Annotated in this window: 15 protein-coding genes; 6 read left to right on the top strand and 9 right to left on the bottom strand. The window is 70.2% G+C overall.

Annotated features, from left to right (window positions below):
* Nucleotides 1–16 precede the first annotated feature (16 nt).
* Together ACQQ2N_RS06415 and ACQQ2N_RS06420 are read left to right on the top strand one after the other, a co-directional pair.
* On the top strand, nucleotides 17–235 hold the full coding sequence (locus tag ACQQ2N_RS06415; RefSeq protein ID WP_440224868.1) for a hypothetical protein: 219 nt from the start codon (nucleotides 17–19) through the stop codon (nucleotides 233–235).
* A gap of 69 nt (nucleotides 236–304) precedes the next feature.
* Nucleotides 305–2,554, top strand: a complete 2,250-nt coding sequence (locus tag ACQQ2N_RS06420; RefSeq protein WP_440224869.1) for an ATP-dependent DNA helicase — start codon at nucleotides 305–307, stop codon at nucleotides 2,552–2,554.
* Between the two features lie 33 nt (nucleotides 2,555–2,587).
* Here the strand turns inward: ACQQ2N_RS06420 and ACQQ2N_RS06425 are convergent, their stop codons facing one another.
* Both ACQQ2N_RS06425 and ACQQ2N_RS06430 read right to left on the bottom strand, forming a co-directional pair.
* Nucleotides 2,588–3,985, bottom strand: a complete 1,398-nt coding sequence (locus ACQQ2N_RS06425; protein ID WP_440224870.1) for a hypothetical protein — start codon at nucleotides 3,983–3,985, stop codon at nucleotides 2,588–2,590.
* Between the two features lie 161 nt (nucleotides 3,986–4,146).
* Nucleotides 4,147–6,204, bottom strand: coding sequence for a protein kinase domain-containing protein (locus ACQQ2N_RS06430; protein ID WP_440224871.1), 2,058 nt, complete (start codon nucleotides 6,202–6,204; stop codon nucleotides 4,147–4,149).
* 235 nt (nucleotides 6,205–6,439) lie between these two features.
* Here ACQQ2N_RS06430 and wsfD point away from each other — a divergent pair, with 235 nt between their 5' ends.
* Entirely contained in the window at nucleotides 6,440–7,885 is a 1,446-nt protein-coding gene (gene wsfD, locus ACQQ2N_RS06435) for a glycan biosynthesis hexose transferase WsfD (RefSeq protein WP_440224872.1), read from the top strand.
* Between the two features lie 119 nt (nucleotides 7,886–8,004).
* On the opposite strand, the gene ACQQ2N_RS06440 is transcribed toward wsfD, so the two are convergent.
* The 5 genes from ACQQ2N_RS06440 to ACQQ2N_RS06460 form a co-directional block, all read right to left on the bottom strand.
* Nucleotides 8,005–8,853: an FtsW/RodA/SpoVE family cell cycle protein gene (locus ACQQ2N_RS06440; RefSeq protein WP_440224873.1), complete on the bottom strand. Its 849-nt coding sequence runs from the start codon at nucleotides 8,851–8,853 to the stop codon at nucleotides 8,005–8,007.
* A 75-nt stretch (nucleotides 8,854–8,928) separates the two neighbouring features.
* Nucleotides 8,929–9,258, bottom strand: coding sequence for a hypothetical protein (locus ACQQ2N_RS06445; protein WP_440224874.1), 330 nt, complete (start codon nucleotides 9,256–9,258; stop codon nucleotides 8,929–8,931).
* Nucleotides 9,259–9,486: 228 nt separating this feature from the next.
* Nucleotides 9,487–9,828, bottom strand: a complete 342-nt coding sequence (locus tag ACQQ2N_RS06450) for a gamma-glutamylcyclotransferase family protein (protein WP_440224875.1) — start codon at nucleotides 9,826–9,828, stop codon at nucleotides 9,487–9,489.
* 107 nt (nucleotides 9,829–9,935) lie between these two features.
* The gene (locus tag ACQQ2N_RS06455; protein ID WP_440224876.1) at nucleotides 9,936–11,228 is read right to left on the bottom strand and encodes an APC family permease; all 1,293 of its coding nucleotides are present in this window, start codon (nucleotides 11,226–11,228) and stop codon (nucleotides 9,936–9,938) included.
* Between the two features lie 41 nt (nucleotides 11,229–11,269).
* Entirely contained in the window at nucleotides 11,270–12,256 is a 987-nt protein-coding gene (locus ACQQ2N_RS06460) for a pteridine-dependent deoxygenase (RefSeq protein WP_440224877.1), read from the bottom strand.
* Nucleotides 12,257–12,369: 113 nt separating this feature from the next.
* Between ACQQ2N_RS06460 and ACQQ2N_RS06465 the strand changes: the two genes are divergently transcribed.
* Complete coding sequence (locus ACQQ2N_RS06465; RefSeq protein WP_440224878.1) at nucleotides 12,370–12,660, top strand: phosphopantetheine-binding protein; 291 nt, start codon at nucleotides 12,370–12,372, stop codon at nucleotides 12,658–12,660.
* Nucleotides 12,661–12,664: 4 nt separating this feature from the next.
* Here ACQQ2N_RS06465 and ACQQ2N_RS06470 read toward each other — a convergent pair whose 3' ends face one another.
* The gene (locus tag ACQQ2N_RS06470; protein ID WP_440224879.1) at nucleotides 12,665–13,351 is read right to left on the bottom strand and encodes a 4'-phosphopantetheinyl transferase family protein; all 687 of its coding nucleotides are present in this window, start codon (nucleotides 13,349–13,351) and stop codon (nucleotides 12,665–12,667) included.
* Between the two features lie 391 nt (nucleotides 13,352–13,742).
* On the opposite strand from ACQQ2N_RS06470, the gene ACQQ2N_RS06475 reads away from it, so the two are divergent.
* Both ACQQ2N_RS06475 and ACQQ2N_RS06480 read left to right on the top strand, forming a co-directional pair.
* The gene (locus tag ACQQ2N_RS06475) at nucleotides 13,743–17,267 is read left to right on the top strand and encodes a hybrid sensor histidine kinase/response regulator (RefSeq protein ID WP_440224880.1); all 3,525 of its coding nucleotides are present in this window, start codon (nucleotides 13,743–13,745) and stop codon (nucleotides 17,265–17,267) included.
* 130 nt (nucleotides 17,268–17,397) lie between these two features.
* Nucleotides 17,398–18,225 carry a lysostaphin resistance A-like protein gene (locus ACQQ2N_RS06480; protein ID WP_440224881.1) on the top strand — a complete coding sequence of 276 codons (828 nt, stop codon included), beginning with the start codon at nucleotides 17,398–17,400 and terminating at the stop codon, nucleotides 18,223–18,225.
* 300 nt (nucleotides 18,226–18,525) lie between these two features.
* Here ACQQ2N_RS06480 and ACQQ2N_RS06485 read toward each other — a convergent pair whose 3' ends face one another.
* Nucleotides 18,526–19,854, bottom strand: coding sequence for an NAD(P)/FAD-dependent oxidoreductase (locus ACQQ2N_RS06485; protein WP_440224882.1), 1,329 nt, complete (start codon nucleotides 19,852–19,854; stop codon nucleotides 18,526–18,528).
* Between the last annotated feature and the right edge of the window lie 112 nt (nucleotides 19,855–19,966).

The following is a 19,966-nucleotide window of genomic DNA, read 5'->3' on the forward strand; positions in this document are numbered from 1 at the left end:
GCCAGGGGATACGCACATGCGCATGGGTCTGATCATCGTCGGCGTCATCGTCGCCGCACTCGGCATCGCCGCACTGACCGGCAACCTCGACTTCACGCGCGACAAGGAAGTGCTCAAGGTCGGCGAGCTGTCGGCCTCGGTCTCCAAGCAGGAATCCGTGCCGACCTGGGCCGGCGGCATCGGCGTGCTGGTCGGCCTCGGCCTCGTGGCCGCGGGTGCGATGCGCAAGCGCTGAGACGCGCCCACGCGGCGGATCGGCGCACGCGCCTGTCCGCCGCCACGGCGATCACGCTAGGATCGCCGGATGGATGTTTCCCATTTGCTCGACGCGCTGAATCCCGCGCAGCGCGAGGCCGTCAGTGCGCCGACCGGCCATCACCTCGTGCTCGCCGGTGCCGGATCCGGCAAGACCCGCGTCCTGACCCACCGCATCGGCTGGCTGCTCGAGGTCGAGCGGCAGTCGCCGTGGTCGATCCTCGCGGTCACGTTCACGAACAAGGCCGCGGCCGAGATGCGCGCGCGCGCGCAATCGCTGGTCGGCGACGGCACGCGTGGCCTCACGATCGGCACGTTCCACGGCATCGCGCACCGCCTGCTGCGCCGGCACTGGCGCGAGGCACGCCTGCCCGAGACGTTCCAGATCCTCGACTCGGACGACCAGCAGCGACTCGTCAAGCGCACGATCCAGGGTCTCGGCATCGACGAGGCGCGCTTCCCGCCGCGCCAGGCGACCTGGTTCATCAACTCGGCCAAGGACGAAGGCAAGCGTCCCGACGCGATGGAGCCGGGCGGCAACCCGATCGCGACCGTGCTCGTCGACATCTACCGCGCCTACGAGGCGGCCTGCCAACGCGCGGGCCTCGTCGACTTCGCCGAACTGCTGCTGCGCTCGCACGAACTGTGGCTGCACGACGAGGCGCTGCTCGCGCACTACCGCGAGCGCTGGCGCCACCTGCTCATCGACGAGTTCCAGGACACCAACACGCTGCAGTACGCGTGGATCCGCGTGCTCGCCGGGCAGACCGGCAACGTGTTCGTGGTCGGCGACGACGACCAGGCGATCTACGGCTGGCGCGGCGCGCGCGTCGAGAACGTGCAGCACTTCCTGCGCGACTTCCCGAGCGCGAAGACGATCCGCCTCGAGCAGAACTACCGCTCGACCGCGAACATCCTCGGTGCCGCCAACGCGGTGATCGCGCGCAACCCGGGCCGCCTCGGCAAGCAGCTGTGGACCTCGGGCGAGGACGGCGCGCCGATCGAGGTGTACGCGGCCTACAACGAACAGGACGAGGCGCGCTTCGTCGTCGAACGCATCCGCGAGACCGTGCGCGCCGGCTCGCGTGCGAGCGACATCGCGATCCTCTACCGCTCGAACGCGCAGTCGCGCAACTTCGAGGAACAGCTGATCCAGCACGACGTGCCCTACCGCGTGTACGGCGGCCAGCGCTTCTTCGACCGCGCCGAGGTCAAGGACGCGCTCGCCTACCTGCGCCTGATCGCAAACCGCCATGACGACGCGGCGTTCGAACGTGTCGTCAACACGCCGCCCCGCGGCATCGGCGACCGTACCGTGGACCTGCTGCGCGGACGCGCGCGACGCGAGAACACCTCGATGTGGGAGGCCGTGCTCGGCGAGCTCGGCGACTCCACGCTGGCCGGCCGCGCCAAGAATGCGTTGCGTGCGTTCCTCATGCTCGTCGACGAGCTCGCGCGCGACTGCCTCGCACCCGATGCCACGCTGCCGGGTGAAGGCGACGAAGGCGATGCGGTCGCCGCGTCGATCGTCGACGACGTGCCGGGCACCGACGAACCGCGCCCGCTCGCGCGGCAGATGGAGCTCGCGATCACGCGCTCGGGCCTGCGCGACTACCACGAGCGCGACAAGACCAGCGCCGAGTCGCGCATCGAGAACCTCGACGAACTCGTCAACGTTGCGAGCCGCTTCTCGCCGACGGCCGAGGATCTCGAAACCGGCCTGTCCGACCTCGCAGCCTTCCTGTCGCATGCCGCGCTCGAGGCCGGCGAGTCGCAGGGCGAGGCCTGGCAGGACTGCGTGCAGCTCATGACGCTGCATTCCGCGAAGGGCCTCGAGTTTCCGCTCGTGTTCCTGGTCGGTCTCGAAGAAGGCCTGTTCCCGGGCCAGAAATCGGCCGAGGAACCCGGCCGGCTCGAGGAGGAGCGCCGCCTCGCCTACGTCGGCATCACGCGTGCACGCGACCGCCTCGTGCTGTGCTATGCCGAGTCACGGCGCATGCACGGCATGGAGATGTACGGCCGACCCTCGCGCTTCCTCGGCGAGATACCGCCCGAACTGCTGCACGAGATCCGCCCGCGCGTGCAGGTCAGTCGCCCCGTGTACGGGGGCAGCCACCATGCTCGCCTCGACGAGGCGCCGCCGCTCAAGCTCGGCCAGCGCGTCACGCATGGCACGTTCGGCGACGGTGTCGTCGTCGACTACGAAGGCACCGGCGCGCACACGCGCGTGCAGGTCAACTTCGAACGCGCCGGACAGAAGTGGCTCGTGCTCGCCTACGCGAACCTGCAGCCGGCCTGAGCACGCCGCCCTCGCGGCGGCGTGCGATGCCCCTCAGTTGAAGCCTGCGCGGAAGAGCGTGTCGGGCTTCGGGCCGCTCGTGTTCGTGTAGCGCGCGGTCATCAGCGCGGGCAGGCCGCCTTCCGAAGCGATGCCCTGCGCGTAGAGCAGCGGTCGCCCACCCGCGTCGACCGCGATCGACACGCCCGCATCGGGTCCCCAGTCGGCGAGTTCGTTCGCGAAGATCGGGCAGAAGCCGTTGTTCTGCGGATGGCAGTTGCCGTAGTTGGCGACCGGCACGAGGCTCGCGTCGAACGCCTGCACGAGCAGGAAGTTGTCGGTGGGACCGCTGTTGCCCGCGACGAGCACGCGCGTGGCCGTCGCGTCGACCGCCTTGACGCTGCGGAACTGGCCGTTGTTGCCGAGGCTTTCGGCGACGCGCTCGGCGGCGAACACGCCCGCGTTGTTGAAGCGGGCGACCGCACCGCGGCGATTGGAGCCGTCGTCGGCGTAGGTCGCGCCGGCGATCAGGTAACCGCCGCTGCCGATCGCATCGACCGAGAGCGCCTCGTCGGCGTGCACGGTCTGTGCGCCGAACACGTAGACGGTACGGCCTTCACGGATCGCCGAATAACCCGCGTTGAACGCGCAGCCGGACGGGCACAGCGTGGTGTCGAGGCTGCCGTTGTCGTTGAGCCGCACGACACCGATGCGCAGGCGCGAGGCCGCGTTGTCGAGCGCACTGCCGACCGCGAGGATGCGGCCGTCGCGCGTGATCGTCACCGCGTTGGCCTGGTCCAGGAACAGGCTTCCGGACAGGTCGAACGCGACCGCGCGATGGCCGTTGCCGTTGAACGACGTGTCGAGCGCGCCCGTGCCGAGCAGGCGCGTGATCAGGAAGTCGCTGTCGGTGGCGGAGAACGAGGCCGAGCCCGCGATCACGATGCGGTCGAGGCGGTCGATCGCTACCGCGGCGGGGAACTCGTCGCGCGTGTTGAACGATACGCGCACCCAGCCCGTGCCGTTGCCGAAGCGCAGGTCGCGCGTCAGGGTCTCGCCGTTGAAGCGCGCGACGAGGATGTCGCGGCCGTTCGGCCCGGGATTGGTCTGCGCGGTCACGACGATGTAGCCGCTCGCGTCGACGGCCGCCGCGGTCACGCGCGCGACATCGTTCGGGAACGTGCCGACGCGCTCGAGCGTGCCGTCCGCCGCGAACAGCTTGATCGCGATGCACCGCGCGTCGGTGCAGAACCCCGTCGTCTGCGGGAACTGGAACACCGAGGCGGATTTCCCGCCGGGCATCGGCAGCGTCGTGACCGCGCGGAAATCGTAGGTCCCGAACTGGCCGTAGAGGTAGCGGCCGTTGTCGGCGAACGTGGTGTCGGGGGCTTCCGCCGAGGCGATTCCCGAGAGGCCGAGGGCGAACGTGGCGAGCAGCGCTTGCATGCGCATGGGGGTTCTCCGTGGGTCGTGTGCACGGAGTACGCAAGGCGGGCCGGGATCGGGACATTCCGCGCATCACCGCGACCACGCACGGCGTGCACGCGCATGGTCCGCGCAAAAAGAAAGCGGGCTTGCGCCCGCTTCCACGGATCACGCGATGGCGGCGTCGATCAGCCGCGGCCGCGGCGCGAGCGGAACTCGTCGAGGTTCTGGTCGACCGCGTCGAGCAGCGGATCGATCGCTTCCTGCGCCTTCTCCGCCGCGTTGAGCGTCGTGAAGTTGACCTGCTCGGTACGGCTGCTCCACAGCGTCGAGCCGTCCGACACGCGGTACGCCTTCACGCCCATCTGCACGGTGTAGAGCGTCGAGGCCTGGCCGTAGTAGGTCAGCTCCTGCGAGCCGATCGGCTTGGCCTGCACGAACACGACCGCATCGGCACGACCCTGCAGCGAGCGCAGGTTCGGCTGGCTGCCCGAGGCGCTGCCCGCTTCGATGACGCGGAAGCCGCGGCTCTGCAGCAGGCTCACGACCGCATCGCGTGCGGGTTCGGCGATCACGTCGTCGCCACCGGTGACGACCGCGACGGTCGGCACGCGCGGCTTGGCCGGTTCGGCCGGACGCTTCGGACGATCGGCCGCGGCGATCTGCTGGCCTTGCGCCTCGGCAGCGCGCGCGGCCGGCAGGTCGCGCAGCGCGTCGATGTCGGCCTGCGAGGCACGCGGGCCCGGACCGTCGGCGGCTGTGCCGTTCATGGCCTGGGTCTGCGCGATGAGGCGATCGGCGGTCTCGGTCGCGTCACGCGCCGACTGCAGGCCCGTGGCGAGCGCATCGGCGGCGCCCTCGGCCGACGGCGTGGTCGATTGCGCGGGCGTGTCGACAGCCGGCGGTGTCGCATCGGCGACCGCAGGCGGCGTGGTCGACGGCGCCGTCGTCGCGGCGGTCGAGACCGGCGCGACCGGCGGCTGCGCAGGCGGATCGGCCGGACGCGTCGTGTCGTTCGTGGTCGCGACACTGGTCGCGGTGGCGGTCGACGACAGGCCCGGGATGCGGTCGCGGAACGCCCAGGCACCGCCGGCCAGCGCGAGCACGGCGACGGCGGCGATCGCGATCGGTACCACCGGCGAGCCCTTCGACGGCTGCGCGGGACGATCGAGCACGGGGCGACGCTCGAAGCCCGGCGACGACGAGGCGGACGCCGCGGTCGGCGCCGGATCGAACGCCGGCGGCAGCGGCTGGCCCGACGGCGTGATGCGCGTGTTGGCCTGCGGGATCTGCGGGATCGCCGACGACGGCGCCGGGGTCTTCGGCGGATCGGAGAACACGCGCGGGCTCGACACGGGCGTCTTCTGCCCGATCAGCGTGGCCGCGGCGGCCGACATCTTCGGCACGATCGTGATCGGACCGGGCTTGGCGACGAGCGGATGCTGGGCGAGATCCTCGGCGAGCTCGTGGCAGCTCTGGTAACGGTCGTCCGGCTCCTTGGCGATCATCTTGGAGAGGATCCACGAGATCTTCTCGTCGACCTCGCTGTTGAGCTCGCGCACGTCCGGGATCTCGGCGCGCACGACCTCGAGCATGAGGCCGAGCGGCGATTCGTCCGTGAACGGCATGCGGCCCGCGAGCATCTCGAAGAACACGATGCCGAGCGAGAAGATGTCCGAGCGACGGTCGACGACCTTGCCGAGGCAGACCTCGGGCGACAGGTAGCCGGGCGTGCCGACGAACTCGCCGGTCGAGGTGAGCTTCTTGGAGATGTCCTGGTTCGACAGCGCGATGCCGAAGTCGGCGATCTTGATCGAGCCGCGGTTCGAGACCATCAGGTTGCCGGGCTTGATGTCGCGGTGGATCACGCCGTGGTCGTGCGCGGTCGCGAGGCCGAGCGCGGTCTGGTAGATGATCTTCGCGGCCGGGCCGACCGGCACCTTGTGCTCGCGCTTGAGCAGCGTGCCGAGCGATTCGCCTTCGACGAACTCCATGACGAAGTAGGTCTGGCCGTCGTCGTCGCCGATGTAGTAGATCTGGATGATGTGCGGGTCGTTGAGCGCCGCCATGCTGCGCGCTTCGCGCAGGAAGCGCTCCTTGACGCCCTCGTCGTGGGCAAGGGAATCGGCGAGCACCTTGATCGCGACGTAGCGCCCGAGGGAACCCTCGTAGCCCTTGTAGACCACGCCCATGCCGCCGCGACCCAGCTCGGCGACGATGTCGTAATGTCCCAACCGCGTTTTCATCGGTGTCTCCATGGCGCCGTGGCGCCGGTTGATGAGAGCAGGGTGGTGATGCTAGCACCGCGTTCCTGACCGCGTTCGATCGCTGCTTGGCAGGCGCCGGCGTGCATGCCGCACGCGCCGGGTGTGAACCGCTTCACGCTCCGCACCCGCTCAACCTCTGGCGGAGGTTCACCGTAACGACCCGGACGCCGTGCATACTCGCCATGTTGCCCTGCCGCAAAACCGCGAGTCCCCGATGCCGGAAACGTCCCGCACGCGCAGCCGCCCCGTCGCGCTGCTCGTCCTGCTGCTGATCCTCGCCGGCCTCGCCCGCGCGCTCGTGCTGTGGGCGCACGATCCGCTCTACGCCTACGCCAACACCTACGACCAGACGCGCTACACGGCGTGCTTCGACGTCTACCCGGACCGTCCCGCCGACGTACCGCCGGACCAGAACAGCCCGCTCGCGCCGTACGAGCATTTCCGCTTCATCCCCACCGGCGACCCGATGTGCTACTGGTCGTCGGAGCTCGTGTTCGGCGGCCTGACCGCGGCGGCGTGGCATGTCGTCGAAGCGGTCGGCGGCGGACCCGTGCATTCGGTGCGCCTGGCCGGGGCGCTCAAGCTGCTGGCCACGTTCGCCTTCGCGGCTTGGCTGTCGATGGCGTTCCTGCGCCGCGGCCGCCACGGCGCCGCACTCGCCAACGCGGCGATCGTGGTGCTGCTCGTCGCCGATCCCGGCAACACGCTGTACGCGAATACGTTCTATGCGGAGTGGACCGCGCTGACCGCGCTGTACGCGCTGTTCGGCCTCTACCTGCTGTGGCACGGCGAGGCCGGCAACCGCTGGCGCTTCCTCGCGATCGCCTTCGCGGCGCTCGCACTGGCCTCGAGCAAGATCCAGCACATCGTGCTGCCGCTGTCGGTCGCGGTCGCACTGCTCGCGCTGCACCGCTGGCAGGACGGCCGCTTCGGCTGGCGCGCGGTCGCGCTGCTGTGCGGCGCGTTCCTGGGCGCGTTCTTCCAGTTCGTGCAGCTGCAGCGCAGCGGCGAGATGATCCACTCGATACGCCAGTACAACCGGGCCGGCGTGGTGCTGACCGCGCTGCTGCCGTTCGCCGAGGACCGCCGTGCGCTGCTCGAAGGCATCGGCATCGATCCGGACTGCGCGCAGTACAGCGGTCTGCGCGCGTGGCAGCTGCCCGACATGCCCGAGCGCGCCTGCCGCGGCGTCGAACACTTCGGCTACGGCCAGCAGCTGCAGCTGCTGGTCACGCATCCCGGCATCGCCGTGCGCCTCGGCCTGCGCGGCGTCGCCGCGCTGAACCCGTGGATCGCCGCGAACATCGGCCAGGTCGAGGGCGAGGAACTCGCCGAGATCCCCGACGACATGGCGACGATCGGCGTGCCGCTGCGCGCGCATCCGTACCTGCAGTTCGGCGTGCTCGCGCTGCCGCTGCTCGGCCTCGCCATCGTGCTCGCACGCGCGCGAAGGCGACCACAGGGCGCGTTCCTCGCCTACACCGCGGCGACCGTCGTCGTGATGGTGGCGACGCTCGGCGTGACCCTCATGGGCGACGGCCTCGCCGACACGGCCAAGCAAGGCCACCTCGTGCTCAACGTGGCGATCGCGTGGATCATCGCGACGCTGGTGGGCGGTGGATACGCGGTGCTGCGGTCACGCAGCGGCCTGCCGCGTTGAGCTCCGGCGTCGGCTCCTTTCTCGCATGAGCGGCAGGCATGGGGTCAGGTTCATTTCTCTCGACGGCGTCGGACTACAGCCAGTCTGTCGCCGAGAAATGAACCTGACCCCAAAGCTGCTCAGCGCGTGGCATCGGAATCAAACACGCGGCTTGCGACGACGAGCAGTCCGAAGCCGAGCCACGGTGCCGCGCCGTAGCCGACCATTGGCGCGGGCGTGAGGCCCGCTACCGAGCACGCGAAAAGCACCGCGTAGTAGCCGGCGACCGCGAGCAGCCATCGCGGCCCGCGTCGCGACGTCCAGGCGAGTCCTGCGACGAAGGCCGCCGCGCACAACATCACCGCGAGTCCCGCCACGAGGGAATGTGCGAGCGCAAGCGCGAGCACGCCTTCGACATGCGGCACGGGCTGCAGCGGATCGGGCAGCGTGAAGGCCCACGCCGTCAGCGCGGCGAGCGCGATGACGAGCGGCGCGCCGATGCGCAGGCCGATGCGCTCGACCCATGCCACGATCGCCACGCCGATGCACAAGGCCAGAGCCTGCGAGGCATCGGGCTGCAGGACGAACAGCCCGCCGGCGACGATCGCGGCAGCGACGCCGACGATGCGCGCACGGCCCCGGTCGCGCAGCAGGATCGCGACGGCACCGAGGAACGCCGGCATCACGATCGGTGCCGCGTAGAGTGCGATCGGGCCAAGGTGCCACCAGCGCTGTGGCCCCGATCCCTGGCGGACCAGCGTCGCGGCGATGCCGAGCAGGGCCATGACGGCGATCGAGACGGCCCACGATCGCGTCGACAACGGCACGGGAATCCGCGATCCGGCCAGCGCGACGATGCAGGCGAGCGCGACGGCCGCGAGCTGGACGATCCACGCCGTCCTGCCGACATCGGCGAGCATCAGCACGATCGCGCTGCCCAGAAAGACGGCCGCGATCGGAAGCATCGTCACGACGCGGTGGGACATCATGGGGTCGGCCTGAGGAGGGATCGTGTCGAGCCTACGCGGTGAGCGATCGCCGCACACGCTCGGCAATACAGGAGGTCATCCCTGCCTGCGGCGACGGCGTCCCGCAAGATCGACAATGTCGGCGAGCACGATCGTCGCGATCAAACCGAGCGTGCACAGGAACGCGCCGTAGAACGTAGCCCCGAGCAACGCGTTCATCGTGTGCACGGTGGGGGTCATGAAGGCGATGAAGGGCATGGGCGGCAGCAGGACGACCAGCACGAGCCCGATGCTCCCGAACGAGATCCCCGCTGATCGCAGCGGGCCGCTCGATTGCTCGACCATGCGCAGCGCTTCGAGGTTGGCGACGAGCGCGGTGATCCAGGCGACGCCCACGGCGACCAGAGCCAGGGTTCCTCCGTCCATGCGTCGTCTCCTCGATCGCATCGGCCGCCACGCGACAGCTCGCGACGGTCATCGTAGACCTGCCATGCCAGCGTGCCCTGCGACGCGTCGACGCACACCTCATGCGGGCCACATCCTGGGGTCAGGTTCATTTTTCCAGGATGGATGACCTCGATGAATGGACCCACTGAAGGGAAAAATGAACCTGACCCCAGCCCCGACGCCAGCCCCCCTCACCGCGGAATTCCGCTAGTCCACCATGTTCCGGTTCAATGCGTAGACAAATGCCTCGACACGCGCCCCGTCGCGCAGCACGGCCGGCACTGCGACGCGCACGTAGCCCGAGCCTTCGAACGCGTCGAGCCTCTCCCAGTGCTGCGGCAGGTCCGCCGACGTGAAGACCTGGCCCTGGACCTCGCCCGCGGTCTCGTCGGGCTCGAGGGCGGGATAGCCGAGTGCTGCACCCCAGCCCTCGGCGTGCAGAACGCCTCGTACCGCCGCCGGCTCCCACGTGCCGTACAGGTCAGCGAGCTCGTGTGCATTCGGTTGCCCCGGCGCGAGCGTGCCGTAGACGAAAAGGCGGGCGGTCATGCGGTCACTCCTCCAGCCAGGGATCGAAGCACGGGGTCAGGTTCATTTCTTCGCATCGCCTACCGCCAGCACGGGGCCTTGCGAGGAAAAATGAACCTGACCCCATGTCATGCGCGCCGCGCCTGCCACGCATAGACCAGCGCACCGACGACGAGCGCGAGCGCGCCAGCGGCGAGATGCTTCGCTTCCGCGCTGAGCAGCAGCACGAACGCGAGCAGCAGGGCAGCGGAAGGGATCAGTGCACCGCCCGGCAGCACGAGCGCACCCTCGCGCGACGCGAAGCGCGTGCGCAGGCGCAGCACCGATGCGGCGGTGCCCATGTAGGCGCACAGGCGCGCCACCATCGACAGCAGCGCGAGCTCGACGAAGCTGCCGCTGAGCGCGAGCGCGATCGACAGCGCGGCCTGCACGAGGATCGCCACGTACGGCGTGCGGAAGCGCGGATGCACGCGCGCGAGCACGCCCGGTGCGTGGCCGTCGCGCGCCATCGCGTAGAGGAATCGAGGCCCGAACAGCATCGTCGTGCTGAGCGTGCCGAGGATCGAGATCGTCGCGCCGGCGCCGACGAGCAGCACGCCGGCCATGCCCGCGAAGCCCGACATCGCCTCCGCCAGCGGTGCCTTGGCCGTGGCGAGTCCCGGCAGCGTGCCGAGCGCGACGACCTGCACGCCGAGGTAGAGCAGCGTCACGATCACGATCATGCGCACGAGCGCAGCCGGCAGGTCGCGGCGCGGATCGCGGTACTCGCCCGCCGCAGCGGGCGAGTTCTCGAATCCGGCGTAAGCAAACAGCAGCAGCAACGCGGCCTTGCCGAGGTTCTCGAGCGGCGGCCAGGCGTCGATGCGCAAGGCTGCGGGATCGACATGCCAGGCGCCGAGCGCGACGAACACGACCAGTGGCACGAGTTTGCCGACCACGAGCACGATGGCCGTGCGCGCACCCGAACGCACGCCGATCACGTTGACGAGGGTCGCGAACACGAGCACACCCACGACGACCGCGACACGCGGCGCGCCCTCGGCGAGCGCCGGCACGAACGCCGCGAGCGCGAGAGCAAAGCCGTTGGACAGGGCCGCCGCGACCGCGATGCGCGTGAGCCACGTCATCCAGCCGATCTGGAAACCGACGAACGGGCCGAACGCCTCGCGCGCATACAGGTACGCGCCGCCGGGCTGGTCGAACCAGCTCGCCGCCTGCGCGTAGCAGAGCACGAGCAGCGCGACCGCGACGCCGGCGACGAGCACGGCCCACGGGCTCGCCGGACCGAGCAGCAGCGCGGCGCTCATCGGAAGCAGGTAGATGCCGCTGCCGACCACGTCGTTGATCGACAGGCCGAGCACCTGCCAGCGGCTGACCGCGCGCAGCAGGGTCGGTGGCGGGGACGATTCGTTCGACGGCATCGACGCGACGCTAGCACGCCGCCGCGCGATGCCGGCAGGCGTCAGCCGCCGCGGATGCCGTCGACTTCGACGCGCAGCTCGCGCCGGCAGATGTCGCCGTGCAGGATGACGAGGCCTTCAAGCCCCGGCAGGCGCGCACGGATTGCCGCGCGTACCGCGTCGGCATCGGCCGCGTCGCGCACGTAGGCCTTGAGCAGGGTCGGCGTACTTCCGGCCGGTATCGCCGCGAACAGCACGCCGAGGTTGTCGAGCGTCTCCTCGACCTGCGCGGCGGTGTCGCCGGCGTGCTGCGAAGCATGGCCGACGACCGCGGCGGTGCCCGAGATCAGCAGCTGCGCGGCCGGCGTGCGCATCGCACGCGCGAAGGTCGGCGGGGTCGGGCCGTACTCGCGCGGGTAGCGCCACGCACTGACCTGGCGCGGGTTCTCGATGCGTTCGCCGTCGGCGCGCGCGGCGAGGCCGTAGACCTGCAGCACGCGACGGCCATCGATAGCGCCGATCGCGGTCGCGGCCGGGAAGCCGCGTCCTTCGGGCAGCGCGATGCCGCGCGCGCGCCCGGCGCAGAAGTGACGGTAGCGCTCGTCGTCACCGTCGCCGTCGTTGATCGCGTCGAGGTAGTTCCACAGGCGCAGCACGTGCGCGGGCGAACCGTCGGCGAAACGCACCGTCGCGAGCAGGTGGCCGATCGCGCAATACGCACGTTCGGCGGCCGCGTCGGGTCCGCCGGCCTCGTGCTCGTCGATCTCGACCGCAAAGAACAGGTAGTCGTCGTCGCGGCTCCAGCGCACCTCGCCCTCGCGGCCCGTGTGCACCTCGCCGCGGGCGTGCCAGACCTCGACCGGAGCATCACCGAGCGGCTGCAGCGCGACGCGCACGTGGCGCGGATCACGCGTCGCCGCGTCGCCGTGTCCGAAATCGATCGCCGAGAGCACGCCGCGATCGGCGAGCACGTCGTCGAGGGCGGCGTGGGCGTAGGTGACGCGCAGCGGAGGCAGCGCGCGGGGCGGGTCGACGGGCAGGGCGGACACGTTCAGGAGCGGTGAAAACCGGTCAGCGCAGCGAGTGCGGCGGGCGCGGATGATACACTGCCCGGCCTTCCAACCCTGCGCATCGACCTCGTCCAGAGGCAGGAAAAGACACCGTGACCGAACTCCAGGCATCGCCCTCCCAGACGCCGGCCGAACGCGAACTGGCCGAACTCGTCGTCTCCAGCCTCAACATCGAGGGGGTGCAGCCCGCCGCGATCGATCCCGACGCGCCGCTGTTCGGCGAGGGCGACCTCGGCCTGGATTCGATCGACGCACTCGAGCTCGCTCTCGCGGTGTCCAAGCGCTATGGCTTCCAGCTGCGCTCGGACAACCCGGACAACCGCAAGATCTTCGGCAGCCTGCGCGCGCTCTCGCAGCACATCGAGCAGCACCGCGCCGCCTGAGGCCTCAGCCTCCCGGCACCACCACGGCACCCCGGAACGCGCGCACACGGCGCGCGCCGCCACGCCATGCCAGTGCGCCCGCGTGGCCTTCCCCGGCATCGAAACGCGCGAGGTTCCAGTCGCCCGGCGTGCCGGCTTCATCGGCGATCGCCACGAGCGCCTCGGGTGAGGCCGCTTCGTCGAATCCGAAACGCAGGCGATCGAGGCCGAATGCGAGGCCACGCCCGACCGCCTTGAGCACGGCTTCCTTGCACGTCCACAGATGCATGAAGGCCTCTTCGCGACGTTCGGGCGCGAGCGCGGCGAGCACGCTCGTTTCCTCGGCCGCGAAGAAGCGCTCGGCCAGCGCGAGCGCGCCACGCCGGCGTGTCGTCGCGTCGACATCGATGCCGACCTCGACGCCGCGTGCGAACGCAAGCGCGATGCGCGAGCCGCCGTGGCTCAGGTTGAAGCGCGGGTAGGCGGGATCGAGCGCGTACGGCTTGCCGTGTTCGGCGCGCGCGAGCGCCGGCGGCGTGGCGCTACCCGCGTAGGCCTGCAGGCGGCGGCCGAGCTCGGCATGCGCGAGCGCCGACAGCGCGCGCGCCGTGGCCGGACCCGACACGTCGAGCAGCCACAGGTGGACCTCGTCGTCGCCGAGCGCGAGGGCGCCGGCGGCCTCCTCGAAGCCGTGATGGTCGATGCGCAGCATGCCGCATGCTTGGGGGCGCGCGGCGCATCGTCAAGCCACGGCGTGTCCCTGCTGCCGGATGACGCCGGAGCGATGTGCCACGAGGGGCGCCGGCCGCGTCGCGAATCGACATTCCGCGGCGCCACCTCCTTCCATTCTTCCACCCGCAGATTCGCCAGCCACGCATCTGGTGAGGGTCGGAAGCTGGGGTCAGGTTCATTTGCCTTGACGTGCAACCGAGATCCGCAGCATGCCACCGGCAAATGAACCTGACCCCGGCCTCTGCGCTTCGTCTGCCCCGACGACATGACGCGCGAGCCGACGCGGCGAACCCGGGCGGCGCAGACCGCGCGCCCGAGCCACCGCGCGGCCTACAATCGCCGTTCCGTCGCCGCCAGGAACCGCGCCCCGCGTGATCCCCGCCTGGATCCTCCTGCTCGTGTCCGTCCTCTACGTGGGCGGACTGTTCGCGCTGGCCTACTACGGCGACCGCAAGCCGTTGTACCCGTCGCGCGAGTGGCTGCGGCCGATCGTCTACAGCCTCGCCCTGGCCGTGTACTGCTCGTCGTGGACGTTCTACGGCGCGGTCGGCACGGCGGCGCGCTCGGGCCTGTCGTTCCTGCCGATCTACCTCGGTCCGATCCTGCTGTTCGTGCTCGGCTTCGGACTGTTCCGGCGCCTCGTGCTGATCGCCAAGGAGCGCAAGGTCACCTCGATCGCCGACTTCATCGGCGCGCGTTTCGGCAAGTCGCACATGCTCGGCGCGCTGGTAACCATCATCGCGGTGACCGCGATCGTGCCGTACGTGGCCTTGCAGCTGAAGGCCGTGTCGATGGGCTTCGACGTGCTCACGCGCACCGGCACGGCCACGGGCATGACGCCGCTGCTCGCCGACAGCGCGCTGTGGGTCGCGCTGCTGCTCGCGGTGTTCGCGATCCTGTTCGGCACGCGCGGCATCGACGCGACCGAGCACCACCACGGCATGATGCTCGCGGTGGCCGCCGAGTCGCTGGTCAAGCTGCTCGCGTTCGTCGCGGTGGGCCTGTACGCGCTCATGCAGTCGGACATCGGCGAGGCCTTCCGCGAGCCGCTGCGCCAGGTCGCCACGCACGAACTGCCGGGCGGCTTCTTCGCGCAGACCGTGCTCGCGTTCGCGGCGATCTTCTGCCTGCCGCGCCAGTTCCAGGTCGGCGTGGTCGAGTGCGAGAACCCGGCCGACCTGCGCCGCGCGCGCTGGATGTTCCCGCTGTACCTCGCGATCATCTGCGTGCTCGTGCTGCCGATCGTGCACGCGGGCGCACGCGCCGCGGCGGGCACGTCGGTATCGGCCGACGCCTACGTGCTGTGGCTGCCGATGGCACACGGCAACGGCCTGCTCGCCGTGTTCGCCTACATCGGCGGTTTCTCGGCGGCGACCGGCATGGTCATCGTCGCCTCGGTCGCGCTCGCGACGATGGTCAGCAACGACCTCGTCATGCCGGCCCTGCTGCGCATCCGCTCGCTGCACCTGGAAAAGCGCGGCGACCTCTCGGGCATCGTGCTCGGCGTGCGCCGCGTCGCGATCGTGCTGCTCGCGCTGCTCGCGTTCGCGTACTACCGCTTCACGACCCAGCACCAGAACCTCGCCGCGATCGGCCTGCTGTCGTTCGCGGCGGTCGCGCAGTTCGCACCGGCGATCGTCGGCGGCCTGTACTGGCGCGGCGCGAGCCGCACCGGCGTGATGGCCGGGCTCGTCGCGGGCTTCGTCGTGTGGGGCTACACCTTGCTGCTGCCGTCGTTCGCGCTCGCCGGCTGGGTGCCGTCGAACTGGCTCGAAGCCGGTCCGTTCGGCATCAGCTGGCTGAGTCCGCAGGCGCTGTTCTACCTGCATGGCTGGGAGCCGATCACGCATGGCACGTTCTGGTCGCTGCTCGCCAACGTCGGCTGCCTGATCTTCGTCTCGCTGCGCTTCCGCCCGAGCGTCGACGAGCGCCTGCGCGCGACCGCGTTCCTCGATCCGGCCTCGATCCGCCCGGCCCCGGTCAGCGAGTGGCGCGGCCGCGTCAGCGTCGGCGACCTGCGCAACGTCGCCGAGCGCATCGTCGGCGAGAAGAACGCCACGCGCGCCTTCGACGAGTTCACGCAGTCGACCGGCAAGCCGCTGGCACCCGACGCGGCCGCCGATCGCGCCCTGCTGCAGCACACCGAGCGCCTGCTCTCGGCGGCGGTCGGCGCGGCATCGGCGCGGCGCATGCTGACCTCGGCACTGCGCGGCACCGGCCTGGACCTGTCCGAAGCGGTGGCGATGCTCGACGAGACCTCGCAGGAGCTGCGCTTCAACCGCGAGCTGCTCGCGGTGACGTTCGAGAACATGATGCAGGGCATCAGCGTGGTCGATGCCGACCTGCGCATCGTCGCGTGGAACCGCCGCTACCTCGACCTGTTCGACTATCCCGAAGGCTTCGTCTACGTCGGCCGCCCGGTCGCCGACCTGATCCTCTACAACGCCGCTCAGGGCCTGCTCGGTCCCGGCGATCCGGACCAGTTCGTGAGCAAGCGTCAGGCCCACCTGCGCCGCGGCCTGCCACACGTCTACGTGCGTCGGCGTGCCGACGGCCGCGTCATCGAGACGCGCGGCGACCCGCTGCCCGGCGGCGGCTACCTCACCACGTTCACCGACATCACGGCCTACAAGCGCGCCGAGCAGGCGCTCATCGACGCCAACGAGACGCTCGAGCAGCGCGTCGAGCAGCGCACGCACGAACTCAGCGAGGCGCTGACCGCGCAGGAGAGCGCCAAGCGCCAGGCCGAGGCCGCCAACCAGTCGAAGACGCGCTTCCTCGCCGCGGCCAGCCACGACCTGCTGCAACCGCTCAATGCCGCGCGCCTGTTCACCTCGGCGCTGCGCCACCAGCCCGACCTCGACGCCGAAACCGGCGAGATCGTCGAGCGTATCGACACCTCGTTCAAGGCTGCCGAGGACCTGCTCGATGCGCTGCTCGAAGCGTCGAAACTCGATGCGGGCAAGTACCACGCCGATGTCGGCACGGTCTCGCTCGCCGAGGTGATCGCGCCGTTGCGCCATCCGTTCGGCGTGCAGGCCGCCTCGCGCGGCATCAAGCTCGCGTTCTTCGAGAGCAAGGCCTGGGTGCGCACCGACCCGCAGGTGCTGCGCCGCATCCTGCAGAACTTCCTCTCCAATGCGCTTCGCTACACGCACCACGGCAGCGTGCTGCTCGGCGTGCGCCGGCTGCGCGACGGCAACGTGCGCATCGAGGTGCGCGACTCGGGCCCCGGCATCGACCCCGATCAACAGGCCGGCATCTTCGACGAGTTCCGCCGCGGCTCGCAGGTCTCGCCATGGGGCGAGAAGGGCCTCGGCCTCGGCCTTTCGATCTGCGAGCGCATGGCGCGCCTGCTCGGCCATCGCCTGAGCCTGCGCTCGCAGCCCGGGCGTGGCTGTGTGTTCGCGGTCGACCTGCCGCGCGCCGAACCCCTCGCGGTCGCGCCGCGCCAGGAAGGCGAGCCCGCACCTGCGGTCGGCATGCCGCGCGGCCTGCATGCGCTGTGCCTCGACAACGACGCCTCGATCCTCGACGGCATGGCCGCGCTGCTCGCGCGCTGGGGCGTGACCTGCGACCTCGCCGCGACGACTGCCGAAGCGCTCGACGCGGTGGCACGACGCCGACCCGACTTGATCCTCGCCGACTACCACCTCGATGCCGGCGACGACGGCCTCTCCGCGCTGGCCGCGCTGCGCAAGGCCTTGCCTTCACCGCCGCCGTGCGCGCTGGTCACCGCCGACAACAGCGCCGAGCTCACGTCGAAAGCCCGCGAGTTCGGTTACGCGCTGCTGCGCAAGCCGGTCAAACCGGCCGCGTTGCGCGCGCTGATCGCGCAGTTCGGGCGCAAGCCGGCGCCCCATGCGGAGGCGGACAAGACAGCACAAGACGCCTGAGGGCTTGCGGGAATCCGGGAGCGTCCCTCGGTTCCGCTGCATCGACAGACGGGATCGCAGCGCCGATGACGGCTTCCGCGACCGCGTTCCGTCCTGATCCATGCGGCACGACGCCGCCTGGAGATCGACCATGCTGCCCCTTGCCGAGCGACGCGCCTCGACGCGTGCCATCGTCACGATCCTCGTCTGCGAAATCGCGCTGTCGGCGTTCTTCGTCTCATCGTGGTTCCCGCGCGAGACGCTGATCGCGCTCGAACGCGCGACCGGCGGCTGGATCTCGGTGACGCTGCTCGCTTCGAGCGTGTTCGGCGGCGTCGGTGTGTGGCTCGCCGTGACGCTTGGCGGCCAGTCGCTGCGCGCGCTCGGCTGGATCGCGCGTGATCTCGTGCCGGCGGCGATCGTGCTCGTCGTGTTATGGCTCGCGCTCAACGCGAGTGCGTGGCTCGCGCACGATGCGCCACGCGTGACCGATGCGTTTTCGAGGGGTGCGTGGGGACGCGTGTTCGGTCCGGTGTTCGCGCAGCTCGTCGGCACCGCGCTCATGGAAGAGACGCTGTATCGCGCGTTCGTGTGGCGCCAGCTGCAGCTGCGCTTCGCCGACGCGATGCCGCCGATGCGCGCGGCGCTCGCGGCACTGGTGGCCTCGCAGGCGCTGTTCGCGCTCATGCACGTGCCGATCCGGATCTACGAGGGTGTCGCGGTCGGCGACCTCGCGGGCGCGATGCCGATGCTGTTCGCGAGCGGTGTCGTGCTGGCCGGTGTCTACGCGGCGACGCGCAACCTCTTCGTCGCGGTCGCGGTGCATGCGCTCGGCAATACACCCACGCTGCTCGTCGTTCATGCGGGGCCGTCGCCGGGCACGGTGCTGCTCGTCGCATGCGGCGTCATCGGCACCATGTGGCCTTTGGCGCGGTGGTGGCATGGGCGGACGTTCGTCCGCGACGCGGTTCAGGCGTGAAGGTCGCGGAGCCTGCTGGCCACGTCGATCGACGGCCGACTCGATGGGACTCGATGGGGTCGACTCGATGGGGTCAGGTTCATTTGTCTGGAGCGATCGCGTCGTCGTCGAAGCGGTGGGTTGGACAAATGAACCTGACCCCACCTCCAGCGGTGAGTCTGCCCACGTCACGACATGCACGGCGAAGGCACTGGATTCCCGCCTTCGCGGGAATGACAGGAAGAGCGGAGGATCGGCGCAACGGCATGCATGCGCGCGCAAGGTCGCGTGCTGTCACGTCGCGTGCCTCGACGCGAAGGCTCAGGCCGGATCGACCGGCGTGTTGCCGCCCGTGAAGCCGAGGCGCGCCTGGCGCCGGCGTTCGCGCCATTCGGCGAACCAGCCGCGCAGGAAGGCCATGCCGTGCAGCGCGTAGATGACCTTGAAGATGCGCAGGCGCGCATGTACGGGCGGCTTGTCGAACACATCGCCGGCGAGCATCGAGATCACGCCCTGCTCGACCTGCCAGGTGTTCTTCGGCCGCGAGAACAGCAGGCGCATGACCGGCGAGTTGAAGCGGTAGATGAACCACGAGAACACGCCGACGCCGCGCTGCATGCGCCGGTGCAGCGCGGTCTGCAGCGCGGACTCGCGCGCGGGTTCGCGCAGCACATGGTCGACGACGCCGGCGACCTGCGTGCCGCTGTCCATCGCGAGGAACACGCCCGACGAGAACAGGGGATCGACGAACGCCCAGGCATCGCCGGCCATGATCCAGCCCGGGCCACCCATGCGCGAGCAGACGTAGGAATAGTTGCCGGTCACGCGCACGCCGCCCTGCATGACCGCGCCTTCCATGCGCTTCCACGCCTCGGGCATGAGCTTGAGCGTGTCCATGAGGAACGCGTCGTTGGCGCCGCGGCGCTGCTTGAGGTACTCGGGGCGCGCCACGCAGCCGACGCTCATGACGCCGTCGCGCAGCGGAATGAACCAGGCCCAGCCGTGCTCGAAACGGTAGATGCTGATGTTGCCGGCGTCCTCGCCTTCGCGGTGCCGCACGCCCTTGAAGTGAGCGAAGATCGCTGCGGTCTGGTGGTCGGCGTTCTTGCGCTTGAGCTTGAGCTTGCTGCCGAGCAGCGTGTCGCGGCCGCTCGCGTCGACGAGGTAGCGCGCCTGCACCTCGTAGGCGTTGCCGTCGGCGTCGCGTGCCTGGGCGCGCACGCGGCCGATGCCGTCGGTCTCGACCGACTCCACCTTCGTGCAGTCGCGCGCGTCGACGCCGTTCTCGCGTGCGTGCTCGAACAGCAGCTGGTCGAATTCCTCGCGGCGCACCTGGAACGCGTAACCGGGCGAGTCGCACAGCGCGCGGCGGAAGTGGAAGGTCTGGTAGCTGTCGACGCCGGTCGGGAAATCCGCGCCGAGCTTGAGCACGCCGATCGCGCGCACCTTCTCGAGCGCACCGAGCTCCTCGAGGATCGGCATGTTGCACGGAAGCAGCGACTCGCCGATGTGGAAGCGCGGGTGGGCGTCCTTCTCGAGCTGCAGCACCTGCCAGCCCTTGCGCGCGAGCAGCGTCGACACGGTCGATCCGGCGGGGCCGCCACCGACGACGAGCACGTCGCAGGTGACCGGGGACGGCGCAGTCGACATCGCTCCACTCCTCGAAAACGTTCAGATTCGACGCACGCCGGTGACCCTCGCGTGCGGGCCGCCATGGTACATTCTCGGGCCGTTTTTGCCTGCGCACTGCGCGTTCCCGCCT

This window comes from Dokdonella aquatica (genome assembly GCF_051987395.1).
In the GTDB taxonomy this organism is placed as follows: domain Bacteria; phylum Pseudomonadota; class Gammaproteobacteria; order Xanthomonadales; family Rhodanobacteraceae; genus Dokdonella.